Origin of the sequence: Bradyrhizobium sp. USDA 4532, from assembly GCF_024171315.1 — a bacterium.
Classification (GTDB): Bacteria; Pseudomonadota; Alphaproteobacteria; order Rhizobiales; family Xanthobacteraceae; genus Bradyrhizobium; species Bradyrhizobium australafricanum.
Genome location: NZ_JALJZN010000001.1, coordinates 479,106 through 491,610, shown reverse-complemented (window position 1 = coordinate 491,610; position 12,505 = coordinate 479,106). Strand labels below are relative to the sequence as shown.

General features: G+C 66.2%; 13 protein-coding genes. 5 read left to right on the top strand and 8 right to left on the bottom strand.

Annotated elements, in window-relative coordinates:
- Positions 1-163: 163 nt before the first annotated feature.
- Positions 164-1,282, top strand: coding sequence for a branched-chain amino acid ABC transporter substrate-binding protein (locus tag J2R76_RS02270; protein ID WP_028339917.1), 1,119 nt, complete (start codon positions 164-166; stop codon positions 1,280-1,282).
- Between the two features lie 177 nt (positions 1,283-1,459).
- Positions 1,460-2,455, top strand: a complete 996-nt coding sequence (locus J2R76_RS02265; RefSeq protein ID WP_076828508.1) for a P1 family peptidase — start codon at positions 1,460-1,462, stop codon at positions 2,453-2,455.
- A 158-nt stretch (positions 2,456-2,613) separates the two neighbouring features.
- On the opposite strand, the gene J2R76_RS02260 is transcribed toward J2R76_RS02265, so the two are convergent.
- Positions 2,614-3,405, bottom strand: a complete 792-nt coding sequence (locus J2R76_RS02260) for an EF-hand domain-containing protein (protein WP_076828506.1) — start codon at positions 3,403-3,405, stop codon at positions 2,614-2,616.
- Between the two features lie 253 nt (positions 3,406-3,658).
- Here J2R76_RS02260 and rpe point away from each other — a divergent pair, with 253 nt between their 5' ends.
- The gene (gene rpe / locus J2R76_RS02255; RefSeq protein ID WP_076828504.1) at positions 3,659-4,360 is read left to right on the top strand and encodes a ribulose-phosphate 3-epimerase; all 702 of its coding nucleotides are present in this window, start codon (positions 3,659-3,661) and stop codon (positions 4,358-4,360) included.
- A 13-nt stretch (positions 4,361-4,373) separates the two neighbouring features.
- On the opposite strand, the gene J2R76_RS02250 is transcribed toward rpe, so the two are convergent.
- The 7 genes from J2R76_RS02250 to J2R76_RS02225 all read right to left on the bottom strand — a co-directional run bounded on the left by J2R76_RS02250 (position 4,374) and on the right by J2R76_RS02225 (position 10,114).
- Complete coding sequence (locus J2R76_RS02250; protein WP_076828502.1) at positions 4,374-5,852, bottom strand: bifunctional serine/threonine-protein kinase/universal stress protein; 1,479 nt, start codon at positions 5,850-5,852, stop codon at positions 4,374-4,376.
- Between the two features lie 5 nt (positions 5,853-5,857).
- Positions 5,858-6,598 (bottom strand): metallophosphoesterase, encoded by a 741-nt coding sequence (locus tag J2R76_RS02245; protein ID WP_076828500.1) that lies wholly within the window; start codon positions 6,596-6,598, stop codon positions 5,858-5,860.
- A 107-nt stretch (positions 6,599-6,705) separates the two neighbouring features.
- Positions 6,706-7,299, bottom strand: coding sequence for a TetR family transcriptional regulator (locus J2R76_RS02240; RefSeq protein ID WP_076828498.1), 594 nt, complete (start codon positions 7,297-7,299; stop codon positions 6,706-6,708).
- A complete protein-coding gene (locus tag J2R76_RS40555; RefSeq protein WP_016843141.1) occupies positions 7,296-7,430 on the bottom strand; it encodes a hypothetical protein in 135 nt (44 codons plus the stop codon). The genes J2R76_RS02240 and J2R76_RS40555 overlap by 4 nt, the downstream gene beginning before the upstream one ends.
- Before the next feature lie 617 nt (positions 7,431-8,047).
- Entirely contained in the window at positions 8,048-8,656 is a 609-nt protein-coding gene (locus J2R76_RS02235; protein WP_076828497.1) for a hypothetical protein, read from the bottom strand.
- Positions 8,649-9,338, bottom strand: a complete 690-nt coding sequence (locus tag J2R76_RS02230; RefSeq protein WP_076828495.1) for a hypothetical protein — start codon at positions 9,336-9,338, stop codon at positions 8,649-8,651. Before J2R76_RS02230 ends, J2R76_RS02235 begins: the two co-directional genes overlap by 8 nt.
- Positions 9,335-10,114, bottom strand: coding sequence for a MotA/TolQ/ExbB proton channel family protein (locus J2R76_RS02225; protein ID WP_076828493.1), 780 nt, complete (start codon positions 10,112-10,114; stop codon positions 9,335-9,337). Before J2R76_RS02225 ends, J2R76_RS02230 begins: the two co-directional genes overlap by 4 nt.
- Positions 10,115-10,358: 244 nt before the next feature.
- On the opposite strand from J2R76_RS02225, the gene J2R76_RS02220 reads away from it, so the two are divergent.
- On the top strand, positions 10,359-11,729 hold the full coding sequence (locus J2R76_RS02220) for a histidine kinase (protein ID WP_076828560.1): 1,371 nt from the start codon (positions 10,359-10,361) through the stop codon (positions 11,727-11,729).
- A gap of 1 nt (position 11,730) precedes the next feature.
- Positions 11,731-12,399, top strand: a complete 669-nt coding sequence (locus J2R76_RS02215) for a response regulator transcription factor (protein ID WP_076828491.1) — start codon at positions 11,731-11,733, stop codon at positions 12,397-12,399.
- Positions 12,400-12,505: the final 106 nt, after the last annotated feature.

Here is a 12,505-nt window from a genome sequence, read left to right as displayed (position 1 = left end):
GACGTTCCGTGCCGTCCCCGCAAGCAAGACGCGGCGGATGCAGCGTCGATTTGCCTGAAAATTGCCGGTGACTTCGCCGCGAAATCAGCTGAGAATGCCCGCGGTTTTGGGGCCCGGCGTGCCGGGCCCTTCCGCAAGAGGCAACGACCACGAGGGACGTCTCATGAAATCACTGAAGCTGATCGGCCTGGCACTTGGCGCTTCGTTCGCATTATCGGCGAGCGCGTTCGCGCAAGACATCACCATCGCCGTCGCGGGCCCGATGACGGGCTCCGAATCCGCTTTCGGCCGGCAGATGAAGAACGGCGCCGAGCAGGCGGTCGCCGACATCAACGCCGCCGGCGGCGTGCTCGGCAAGAAGCTCGCGCTGGAAGCTGACGACGACGCCTGCGATCCGAAGCAGGCGCGCTCGATCGCGGAAAAGATCGGCTCTTCGAAGATCCCGTTCGTGGCCGGCCATTTCTGCTCGTCGTCCTCGATCCCGGCCTCCGAGGCCTATGCCGACGCCAACGTGCTGCAGATCACCCCGGCCTCGACCAACCCGCTGTTCACCGAGCGCAAGCTCTGGAACGTGGCGCGCGTCTGCGGCCGTGACGACCAGCAGGGCCTGGTCGCAGCCGACTACATCATGAAGAATTACAAGGGCAAGAACGTCGCGATCCTGAACGACAAGACCACCTACGGCAAAGGCCTCGCCGACGAGACCAAGAAGGCGCTGAACAAGGCCGGCTTCCAGGAGAAGATGTTCGAGTCCTACAACAAGGGCGACAAGGACTTCAACTCGATCGTCTCGCGCCTGAAGCGCGACAACATCGATCTGGTCTATGTCGGCGGCTACCATCAGGAAGCCGGCCTGATCCTGCGCCAGATGCGCGACCAGGGCCTGCAGACCGTGCTGATGGCCGGCGATGCCATGAACGACAAGGAATTCGCCTCGATCACCGGCCCCGCCGCCGAAGGCACGCTGTTCACCTTCGGCCCCGACCCGCGCAACAAGCCGACCGCGAAGGCGATCGTCGAGAAGTTCAAGGCCAAGAACATCGACCCCGAGGGCTACACGCTTTACACCTACGCCGCGATGCAGGTCTGGACGCAGGCCGTCGCCAAGGCCGGTTCGACCGACGCCAAGAAGGTGATGGACACCATCAAGGCCGGCGAGTGGGACACCGTGCTCGGCAAGATGGCCTTCGACGCCAAGGGCGACATCAAGGCGATCGATTACGTCGTCTACAAGTGGGACGCCAAGGGCAACTACACCGAGATCAATCCGAAGGGCTCCTGAGCCTCTCTCGCGTCTGATCCAATCAGAGTACGAGAACGCCCCGGTCCGCCGGGGCGTTTTCTTGACCTGTTGCCTGCAAGTCTTACCGCAGGTGCCTGCCCGCCCATGCCCGACGGTTGATGCATCCGTTGCGGCTGCTATACCGGATCGATCGGACAGCAGGCGGATGGACCCATCGTGAAAAACCTTCTCACCGATATTGCCGGCGTTGCCGTCGGCCATGCCGACGATCCCACGGTCGCCTCCGGTGTCACCGCCATCCTGTTCGAGCGGCCGGCGGTCGCCTCGATCGATGTCCGCGGTGGCGGTCCCGGGACCCGCGAGGAAGCGCTGCTTTCGCCGCACAACGTCGTCGAGGCGATCGACGCCATCGCGCTGTCCGGCGGCTCGGCGCACGGGCTCGATGCCGCCGGCGGCGTGCAGGCCTGGCTCGCCGAGCGCGGCCGCGGCTTCCGTATCCGCGACGCGGTGATCCCGATCGTGCCGGGCGCGATCTGCTTCGACCTGCTCAACGGCGGCAACAAGGCGTGGGGACGCTTTCCGCCCTATCGCGACCTCGGCTACGCGGCGGCCAATGCCGCCTCCGATGACTTCGAGCTCGGCAGCGTCGGCGCCGGCATGGGCGCGACCACGGCCAACCTGAAGGGCGGCCTCGGCTCGGCGTCCGACATGACCGACGACGGCGTGACGGTCGCGGCGCTCGCGGTGGTCAACGCGGTCGGCAGCGTCACGGTCGGCAGCGGCCCCTGGTTCTGGGCGGCGCCGTTCGAGGTCGGCGGTGAATTCGGCGGGCGCGGCCTGCCGCCCTCGTTCACGCCGGACATGCTAAAGGCGCGGCTGAAGGGCGGCGCCGACGCGCGCGCCGTCGAGAACACCACCCTCGTCGTCGTGGTGACCGATGCGCAGTTGACGAAGCCGCAGGCACGGCGGCTTGCGATGATCGCGCAGACCGGCATGGCGCGCGCGATCTATCCGGTGCACGCCCCGCTCGACGGCGACGTGGTGTTTGCCGCCGCGACCGGCGCCAGGCCGATCGATCCGCTGTTCGGCCTCACCAGGCTCGGTGCGCTCGCCGCCAACACGGTGGCGCGCGCCATCGCCCGCGGCGTCCATTCAGCGGCCGCGCTGCCATTCGCCGGCGCGCTACCGAGCTGGCGGGACAGATTCGGTTAGATCATCGCGCTTCTGGCTCTGCCGTCATTGCGAGCGAAGCGAAGCAATCCATCTGTCCGCACATGTGGACAGATGGATTGCTTCGTCGCTCCAGCGCAAAATTGCTTTGCAATTTTGTCGCCGAGCTCCTCGCAATGACGGAAATTACCAGTCTCGTCTTAAGCGCTGACCGAAATCGCAGCGAAGTCCTGCGCCGAGATCGCCTTCGCCTGGCGCTGGATCAGCTGCTCGACGATATTGTAGGACGAAGCCGCGTTGAGGGTCGCGGAGGATGTGGCCGGCGTCGTCATAGCCACCTTCGAGCCGTCGGCATAGGTCGTCGTCGTGGTGGTCGAGCCGTCGCTGTTGGTCACCGACGTCGAGGTCGCGCCGTCCAGCGCCTGCATCAAGGGATCGGAGCTCGATCCGCCCGCGCCGCTGCTGGATTCGTCGGTCGAGCCACTGGCCATGTGATGGCGATGATGGCCACCGCCCTTGTGGCCCTGCAAGGCCTGGGACATCTCGTCGAGGCTGACGTTACCGTCGCCATTGCTGTCGAGCTTGGAGAACACGTCGTCGGCCTGCGCCGTATTGGTGCCGCCGGCGCCGAGCGCGTTCTCGAATTCCGACTGGGTGATCTTGCCGTTGCCGTCGGCATCGATCTGCGAGAACAGGTCCTTGAGCGCATCCGAGCGGCTGGCCGCCGTCGGGCTGTTTGAAACCGCGGTCTGGGACTGGCTTTGCGCGGAAATCAGCGCGCCCATCGTCAGGGGCGAAATCTGCGGAGAGCCGCTGCCCGAGCCGGTACCGGTGCTGCTGCCGGCCGACGTCGATGTACCGGTCGAAGGGGCGAACAGGCCGGTGGTCTGATTCCCCTGACCAGAGCTGCCGGTCTTGGTCGTCGACTTCGACGACATCAGCGAGCTCAAGAGGTCAATGGCCGACGACGCAGCGCCAAGGGCGAACAGCATGGCAATACTCCAACAGGGCCGCGCCTGGCGGCTCAAACGCTGGTCAATGGCTGAGCAAAGGGCGTGCCATGGCAAAAACCCAGCAAAACCAGGCGTTCCCGCATCGAAGCGGGTTCCGCGCACCCGGCAAGAGCTGCCGCCGGCGGAAGAATTTTCCGGTCGCAGAGCGCCGTCCGCTCGTCATTGCCCGCCACGCGTCCGCATGTTAGGCGGACTCACCCGTCGCCCCCTGAAGTGTTCCGGAACAGCTGACATGACTCAGTCATTCACCCCGCGTCCCCTCGTTATCGCTCCGTCGATCCTGGCGTCGGATTTCTCAAAGCTCGGCGAGGAGGTCCGCGCCGTCGACCAGGCCGGCGCCGACTGGATCCATCTCGACGTGATGGACGGACACTTTGTGCCGAACATTTCCTATGGCCCCGACGTCATCAAGGCGATGCGGCCGCACACCAAAAAGATCTTCGACGCCCATCTGATGATCTCGCCCTGCGATCCCTACCTGGAGGCGTTCGCCAAGGCGGGCTGCGACCATATCACGGTGCATGCCGAGGCCGGCCCGCATTTGCACCGCTCGCTGCAGGCGATCCGCGCGCTCGGCAAGAAGGCCGGCGTCTCGCTCAATCCGGCAACGCCGGCGAGCGCGATCGAATATGTGCTCGACCTGATCGACCTCGTGCTGGTCATGTCGGTCAATCCCGGCTTCGGCGGCCAGGCCTTCATCCGCTCGGCGATCGGCAAAATCAGCGATGTCAGGGCGATGATCGCGGGCCGGCCGATCGACATCGAGGTCGACGGCGGCGTTGCACCCGACGTCGCGGGCCAGCTCGCGGCCGCCGGCGCCAACGCCTTTGTCGCGGGGTCCGCCGTGTTCAAGGGCGGCACGGTCGAGGCTTACAAGACCAACATCGCCGCGATCCGCCATGCGGCGGCCGAAGCTCGCGGCGAGGCGATCTGACGATCCGGGGAAACTAGAACAGTGCGGGCGGCGTGGCCGCGGCATTCGCCGCTTGCTCGGCCGCCTCATCGCTCTCGCCGTCGTCCGCTTGCGACGCCAGCCGCGACGGCCGCACCACGGTCACCGTGCACGGCGCTTCCCCCGCGACCCTGGCGGACACGCTGCCGAGCAGCGCGCGCCGCAGCGAGTTCTGCCGCGCGCCGATGATGATGTGGTCGACCAGGTTGACCGCGGCGAACTCGAGGATCGCGGCCGCCGGATCGATCGCCTCCAGCACATGCACGGTCAACCGCCCTTCCTCGAGCCCGAACGGCCGCGCCCAGTGCTGCAGCGCCACCAGGCGGTCGACATGCTTGTTCTGGCCCTGCTCGTCATGGGTGCGGTCGATCGCCAGGCGATTGAGCTTCAGCACATTCACGCAGGCGAGCCGCGCCGAGGGCGAGGTCGACAGCACCCGCTCGGCGGTGACGCGGATGGTGTCGTTCAGCGCCTCGGCACCCTCGCCGATATCGAGCGCGACGGCCACGATCGGGCTCGAGGCGAGCTGGGCCGCGACATCGGACTTCGGCCGCGGCGGCACCGCGCCGAGATTGAAGCGGCGGCGCCAGACCGTGCTGAGCGGATCGCGGCGCAGCCGCTGCGCCCGCGCCGTCAGCTTCACCTGATCGGGATGGCCGAGATCGAAGGCAAGCTGCGCCGCGGTCGGATAGCGCGCGGCGGGGTCGATCTCCAGGCAGCGCAGCACGATTTCCTGCAGCCAAGGCGGATAGTCGGGCTTCAGCTCGCGCGGCGGATAGGGATCGCGCCACAGCCGCCGGCGCATGCCGCGCAGGCTTTCGGTCTCGCCGAAGGGGCGGACGCCGGTGGTGAAGAAGTAGAGCAGCACGCCGAGCGAAAACAGATCGCTGCGCGGATCGTCGCGGACGCCGAGCAAGCGCTCCGGCGCCATGTAGGGCGCGGTGCCGTAAGGCAGCCGAAACTCCTCCTGCAACAGGTCGGGCAGATGCCGGTGATGCGAGAGGCCGAAATCGATCAGCACCGCCTCGCCGCGCTCGCGGAACATGATGCTGCTCGGCTTGATGTCGTGATGGATGACGTTCTGCCGGTGCAGGCTGGCGAGCGCGGTGGCGACCTTGCCGCCGATCACCCTCACCTCCTCATACGGCATCGGCAGCTCGCCGAGCCGCTTGTAGAGCGTCTGACCGGGGATGCGCTCCATCACCACATAGGCCTGGCGTTCGAAGTCGCCGGTGCCGAAACAGGCCGGCACGTGCGGCCCCGACAGCCGCGGCAGGATCATCTGCTCCATCTCGAAGCTGACGATCGCGGCCGGATCCTCGCCCTCCGAGGTGAGCGGCACCTTCATCAGCAGCGGCACGGTGATGCCGGGATGGGTGACGCTCCACAGCGTCGCCATGCCGCCGCGGTGCACGCGTTCGCCGATGGTGAAGCCATCGATCTCGGCGCCCGCCTGCATCGCCAGCGCCGCCATCGGCGTCACCGGCCGAGCGGCAGGCGGTCGGCGAGCCAGTGCGGCAGGCCGTTCGCCTTGATCCGCGCCGCCGCGGTTGCGACGTCGTAGGGCACGCGATGAAAGGTGATCTCGCGGCTTATGGTATCGAACATCGCAAACGACGCCGCGGGATCGCCGTCGCGCGGCTGGCCGACCGAGCCGAGCACCGCAAGCCAGCGCCGCCCCGGCAGCAACTGAACGGCGATGCCCGAAGTCGGAACGAAGCTCGTCATCTTGGCGGTCGAGGACATCGAATAGAGGCCGGGACGATGGATGTGGCCGCAGAACGTGATCTGCAGCTCGGTGGCCATCATGCTGCGCGCGGCGTCCGCGGTGTCGCGCACGTAGCGCCATTTCGCGGGCTCCGAAGCTTCGGAGTGCACGTAGAGCCGATTGTCCTCCTCCCGCGACATCGGAAGCTCGGCAAGGAACGCCTTCTGCTCGCCGCTGAGCCGGCCGCGGGTCCAGTCGATCGCAGCCTGCGCCTCGGCATTCATGCTGTCGCTCGGCACGCCGATCGCATTGTCATGATTGCCGCGCACCGCGATCGCGCCCTTGGCGACGAGGTCCATCACCGTGTCGACGGCCCATTCGGGATCGGCACCGTAGCCGACGATATCGCCGAGGCAGATCAGCCGCTCGGCGCCGCGCGCATGCGCAGCGTCGAGGCAGGCGGCGAAGGCCTGCCGGTTGGCGTGAATATCGGCAAACAGTGCAAGCCGCATCGTGGTCCGCGTTGCTGATCCCTATCCGATATCAAGCACATGCGGCCCCGGGCTCGCAATCGGGCCAAAGGCATCAGGTGGTCAGGGGATGTCGGCAGAAAGCTCAGCTAGGGCTTGCAGACCCGCAGGCCCTTCAGCAGCAGGGCCAGCAGCGCATCGATCCGCCCCGGGCATTCCGGCTTGGCCCATTCCTCAGCATGCGCCGGGTGATGGTAGCGGACGGTGGCGTCGAACACGGCACGGGCGGTCGCCTTCACATTGTCGATCTCGAACACGCCCTGCGCGACACCGTCGGAGAGGATTTTCGCGATCAGGTCGACCTGCTTGTCCTTGTAGGCTTCCACCACCTCGCGCGCGTCCTGCGCCAGCGCCAGGTAGGTCGCGAACATCTCGGGATCGTCGCAGACCTTCTTCTGCTTGATCGTGAAGGCGGTGCGCAACCATTGCTCCAGCCGCTCCGGCGCCGGGCCTTCGCCGGCTGCGATCTTGCACAGCGGCTCGTTGGCGCGGTCGAGCCAGCGCTTGGCGACGGCATCGCGCAGCGAGGCTTTGCTGGGGAAGTGACGGTAGACGCTGCCGTGGCTGACATCCAGCGCACGGGCAACGTCGACAACGGTGGCCTTGGTCAACCCGAAGCGCCTCAAGACATCCTCAGTTGCCTCAAGGATCCGCTCGGGTGTCAAAACCACCGCCTCGTTCATGCGTTTACCGTCTGGTTATCGCTGTCCTGCCCGCGGGTGAACTTGGCGGCCTGGGCGGCCAAGTGGCGAGCGACGCGAAGATTGAGCCACTGTTGAATCTGGGCGGTCAATTGAAAGATTTCTATGGTCATGGAGGTAGTCCTTCGAGGTAGTCAATTAAGTCCGGCTCCCCGGCCAAACGCCGGAACAGCCACTGGGCGCCCTCCTCCCTTGGGCTGATGAATATATACACCATCCCGCTGACAGATTTCAATATCTGTCAGACAATATTTTGTGAAATGACAGCGGTCCTCCCGGGAAAGCCCCCGGCTGATGGGCGCTACAACGTTCCGTGAGCAGCGGGGGCGATCTGCCAATCCGCGCCTATCTCTCGCTCGGGGCTACCTGGGAGAGACTTGCATGGACCGGCCAATGACCTTGAAGGAGATCGCCAAGATCACCGCGGGCGCGGTGGTCTCGCTCGTCATTGTCGGGTGGCTGATGGTTCTTGCGATCGCATTCCTGACGGTGCTGTGAGCCCGCCTCACCGCGCCGGCCCCTCACCGGGCTTGGCGACGGAATCGAAAGGGGCCGCTTCACGCAGCGGCCCCTTTGCCGGGAAAATCGCTTCGGGATGAAATCTAGCCCCGGTTAGCCCCAAGACTACACACTTCAGGGAATTGAGGAATTCCGGATGATTACTGTCCATCCCGCTGACTGATTATTCCCGATCCCTATTTTTGTGCCACCCTCCCGGGGAGGCATCCTGCTATCGCTGCTCGTCCTTGGGCGGCATCCGGGGCGGCGGCAGCGGCGTGAACACCGACCCTTGCGCGCCGGCCGGCGGGGCCACGAACGTCCCCGTCGTGGAATCACCGCCGGTCGTCTCCAGGATCGTCTTCGGCGTGATGTACTCCCTGACGAAGTCGATGATGGTGCCGTCGCCGCCGCCGAAATCCGCCGCCCGTCCGCCTTGCGGGTGCCCGGCCTTGATCTCGTTCTCGGCGGTGTGGGTCTGCGCCGCCAGCGCGTCGCTATAGGGAATGCGGAAGGCGCGCGGGATCGCGCTCGGCCGGTTGTCCTCGTCAAGCTCCTCGACCCAGAGATAGATCGAGCCGGGGTCGCCCTCCAGCGAATGCGGCTCCACGATCCGCGTCGACAGCAGCTTGAAATTCGCCGGCAATTTTTCCGCGGACGCCCAGCCGAGCAGATCGCGCATGCCGCCGAAGCTGACGAAATAGAACGCGCTGGTCACGACGATGACGACAGCCTTCAGCGACCAGTGCAGCCGCGCATAGACCAGCACGATCAAGAGCAGCGCACCGACCACCGCGTATGCGACCGCAAGCGTGAGGATCGCCGACTGCAAGCTAATCATTGCGGAGCACCCTGACGCCGGATTTCGGGACGCCGGTGTTAGGATCGAGGTCGCCGCCGTTGCGCCAGCTGCTGCGGAAGGTCTCGAGCAGCGATTTCGGCCGCCGGTCGACGTTGATCACCTTGCCCTCGGCATCGAGACGAAACCTGACCGCGGTCTTCTCGTCGCCGGTGTGATCGACGGTCAGCTTGTCGTCGAAGATCACCTGCGCGGTCGGATTGAGCTTCTGCACCTTCACATTGGCCTGCACTGGCTGGCCGGTCGTCGCCTGGAAATGCGAGACGTTGACGGTGTATTCGCCGGCGACGACGCCGCGCAGCGTGACGATCTCCTCGCGGATCGGCGATGCGATCTTTTTGCCGTTGACCACGATGAAGTCGTTGGCGCCGCCGCGGTCGTCGCGATCGAGCGTCAGGAAGCCGGCCTCGCGATGCCGGTACCAGGCGATGTTGCCGGCCGGATCCTGCACGAACAAGTCGAGATCGTCAGGATGGTTGTCCGGCCAGTCCATCGTGATGATGAACTCCGCCTTGGATTCGATCTTGCCTTCCTTGGAGTCCGGCGACACCGCAAGCAGCGCCAAGAAGAACAGGAAGGCGATGACCTGCAGCGCCTTGAACAACATCACGCCGAGCGGATCGAACGGCTCCTCGCGCGGATAGAGCCCGAACTCATCCATCATGACGGCGTACCAAGGCGACGTTCGAGGGCCGGCGTGACGTGCGTCTCGGTCAGCACGACTGCGTCGGAAAACACCCGCTGGGTCGCGGAATCGAGCATGTAATACTGGATCCGGACCAGGATCGATCCGATCAGCCCGGCCAGCGTCGTGTACATCGCGACCGCCATGCCGTCGCTCATCAGGCCCATCGACGATTTCATCGCGACCTTGTCGGCGGCATCCAGCGAAGCGATCGGCGCCAGCATGATGATGAAGCCGATGATGGTGCCGAGCAGGCCGAGCTTCATCAGCGTGTCGGAGACGAAGGCGCCGAAGCCGTTGGACCCGCGCAGCCGGTCCGCCAGCGTCCGCAGCAGCAGGGTCTGGTCGATGCGCCCCGCCTGCGCCTCGGCCTTCTGCACCAGGCTCTTGATGTGATCGGTGACGAGCCCGCCGGGCAGGCCGCGGGCATTTGATGCGAGCGCCCCCGATGCAAGGATCTTGGCGCCATCGGGCGCGGCGAGGATGGTGCGGCAGGAGCGCGCGACCTCGCCTTCCCGCGCGATCGCCCGCGTCCGCCAGAAGCAATGGATGCAGGTGACGATGTAAAGGACGGCGATGACGCTGGAAATGTAGGTGCGGTCGGAACTGATCATGAGGCGGATCAGCCCGTAGCGCCACAGCAGGAATGCGGCGAACACCGAAAGGCCGGTGAAGATCATCCAGAGCAGCAGGGCGCTGCGCTCTGCCGCGTCCGTGCCGGCCGATGCGGCCGCGACATCGACCTTGGCATCCATGCTGCGTGAGCTCCCTGTGTTCCGTGAGGCGCGGCGCGGGCCTCACCTTCCGTTAGAGCAGAGCCGGCCTGCGCCGTCCAAAGACATCTGCCCAGATTCCGTCAGGCAAATTTCCCGACCTGCGTAGCTTCGCATGCTTGCGATTGGCGGGGAACAGCGGTGCTGTTAGCATCGCACCTCTCGTTTGAGCATGACCAGCCGCTTCTCTCCGTTCCGGATCATGCTCTGGCCGTGGAGTGATCGCATGCGCCTTGTGCTTCAACTGGTCGCCCGCCTGCTCGTGATCGTCGCGCTATGCCTCGGCGCGGCCACCGTCTGGGCCACGATCGACGCCTATCGCAGTGTCGATCGTGCCACGCAGGCATCCGCCGAGCGTGTTTCGCAATCGCTCGAGGCGCTGTACTGGCGCGAATTGCTGCTGCGCAGCAACCGGATGCGCGAGCAATTGCTGCCGGCACCGGACTGGCGCACCATCGAAACCATGGGCCTGATCGCGCCCGGGATCTGCGTGCAGTTCGAACCGGCCGGCGCCTTCGAGAAGCCGCTCTGCGGCCAGAGCAAGGGGATCGGCAAGGCGCCGCCACGCTGGTTCGCGGCCACCGTGCAGATGATACTCGGCGATCACGCCACCGTGGAGCGGCCGATCAGCGCCCGCGCCGCGACCGCGGGAACCGTCCGCGCCATCGCCGATCCGGACGCCGCGATCGCGCTCGCCTGGCAGCACATCCTCGACAACATCCATGTCGCGCTGTTGATGGCCCTCGCCATCGCGCTGCTCGCTTCGCTTGCGATCGCGCACACGCTGGCGCCCGCCCACTCGATCGTGTCCGCGCTGCGGCGGATGGCCGACGGCGAGTACCGTACGCCGCTGCCGCGCGTCCGCTCGATGGAGCTCGCGATGATCGGGCGCGCCGTCAGCGATCTCGGCGACCGCCTCGCGCTTGCCGAGGAGGAACGCACGGTGCTGACCAGGCGGCTGCTCGAAATCCGCAACGACGAACGCCGCACGCTGGCGCGCGAGCTGCACGATGAGTTCGGCCAGAATCTCACCGCGATCCTCGCCTTCGCCAACACGATCGAGGCAAGCGCCGGAGACAAGTACGCCGCCGGCACCGAAATTGCACAGGATGCACGGATGATCTCGCAGGCGACGCGCCGCATCATGGCGTGCCTGCGCGATACACTGAACCGGCTGCGCCATCCGCCGGCCGAAGAGCTCGGGCTGGAGGCAAGCCTCGTCGATCTCGTCGACAGCTGGCGGTCGCGCACGGCGCAGCCGATGATCCAGCTCGATCTGCAGGGCGACCTTGCCGACATCAGCGGCACGGTCGCCGCCACCGCCTATCGCGTCGCGCAGGAATGCCTGACCAATGCGCTGCGCCACAGCTCGGCGCGCGAGATCGTGCTGCGGATCGAGCGGCGCACCGGAAGCGAGAACGCCCTGCTGGTGCGCGTCGAGGACGACGGCGGCGGCGATGCGGCCAAGGTGGCGCAATCCGCGGGCTTCGGCCTCACCGGCGTCAGCGAACGCGTCACAGCCCTCGGCGGCTCGCTGTCGATCGCGCGCGCCAGCCGCGGCCTGTCGGTCGCCGCCACGATCCCGCTCGCCGCCTGAGATGACAACCGTGACGACGACAACGGCGAAGATTCGGGGCATCTCGATCCTGCTGGTGGACGATCATCCGGTGGTCCGCCAGGGCTATCGGCGCGTGCTCGAGCATCAGGACGATTTCCACGTGGTCGCCGAAGCCGACAACGCCGCCAGTGCCTATCGCGCGTTCAAGTCGCACCAGCCGGACGTGGTGGTGATGGATATCTCGATGCCGGGTGCCAGCGGGCTGGAGGCGATCCGCAACATCCGCGCGCGCGACCCTGACGCGCGCATCCTCGTCTTCAGCATGCATAGCGAGGCGGCCCAGGTGAAAGCGGCATTCGGCTCCGGCGCCAGTGGCTTCGTCACCAAGGGCAGCGAACCGGCCGAGCTGATCGCTGCGATCCGCTCGGTGGCGCGCGGCGAGCATGCGATGAGCGACGACGTCGCCCGCGTGCTGGCGATGGAAAGCCTGGTGCCGACCCGATCGGCGCTCGACCAGCTCGGCGAGCGCGAGATCGAAATCCTCCGGCAGCTGGCCGCCGGCAGCACCAAGGAGCAGATCGCCGCCAACCTCAACCTCAGCACCAAGACCGTGCAGAACTATCACTACCTCATCAAGGCCAAGACCGGCATGCGGACCGACGCCCAGCTGGTCCGCCTCGCCGTCGAATGCGGGCTGGCGAATTTGTAGCCCGCTCCCGTAGCCCGGGTGAGCGCAGCGACACCCGGGGCTGGTTGTGCATATCCCCGGATATCGCTTGCGCTCATCCGGGATACTGACGCCATTCCCGCGTGAC

Bases quoted from the DNA above. Each gene is read 5' to 3' on its own strand.
- J2R76_RS02250 (WP_076828502.1), bottom strand. From the start codon at position 5,852: ATGGCGGCGCTGGCGATGCAGGCGGGCGCCGAGATCGATGGCTTCACC.
- J2R76_RS02220 (WP_076828560.1), top strand. From the start codon at position 10,359: ATGCGCCTTGTGCTTCAACTGGTCGCCCGCCTGCTCGTGATCGTCGCG.
- J2R76_RS02240 (WP_076828498.1), bottom strand. From the start codon at position 7,299: ATGAACGAGGCGGTGGTTTTGACACCCGAGCGGATCCTTGAGGCAACT.
- J2R76_RS02230 (WP_076828495.1), bottom strand. From the start codon at position 9,338: ATGATGGATGAGTTCGGGCTCTATCCGCGCGAGGAGCCGTTCGATCCG.
- J2R76_RS02235 (WP_076828497.1), bottom strand. From the start codon at position 8,656: ATGATTAGCTTGCAGTCGGCGATCCTCACGCTTGCGGTCGCATACGCG.
- J2R76_RS02245 (WP_076828500.1), bottom strand. From the start codon at position 6,598: ATGCGGCTTGCACTGTTTGCCGATATTCACGCCAACCGGCAGGCCTTC.
- J2R76_RS02215 (WP_076828491.1), top strand. From the start codon at position 11,731: ATGACAACCGTGACGACGACAACGGCGAAGATTCGGGGCATCTCGATC.
- J2R76_RS02225 (WP_076828493.1), bottom strand. From the start codon at position 10,114: ATGGATGCCAAGGTCGATGTCGCGGCCGCATCGGCCGGCACGGACGCG.
- J2R76_RS02270 (WP_028339917.1), top strand. From the start codon at position 164: ATGAAATCACTGAAGCTGATCGGCCTGGCACTTGGCGCTTCGTTCGCA.
- J2R76_RS40555 (WP_016843141.1), bottom strand. From the start codon at position 7,430: ATGACCATAGAAATCTTTCAATTGACCGCCCAGATTCAACAGTGGCTC.
- J2R76_RS02260 (WP_076828506.1), bottom strand. From the start codon at position 3,405: ATGCTGTTCGCCCTTGGCGCTGCGTCGTCGGCCATTGACCTCTTGAGC.
- rpe (WP_076828504.1), top strand. From the start codon at position 3,659: ATGACTCAGTCATTCACCCCGCGTCCCCTCGTTATCGCTCCGTCGATC.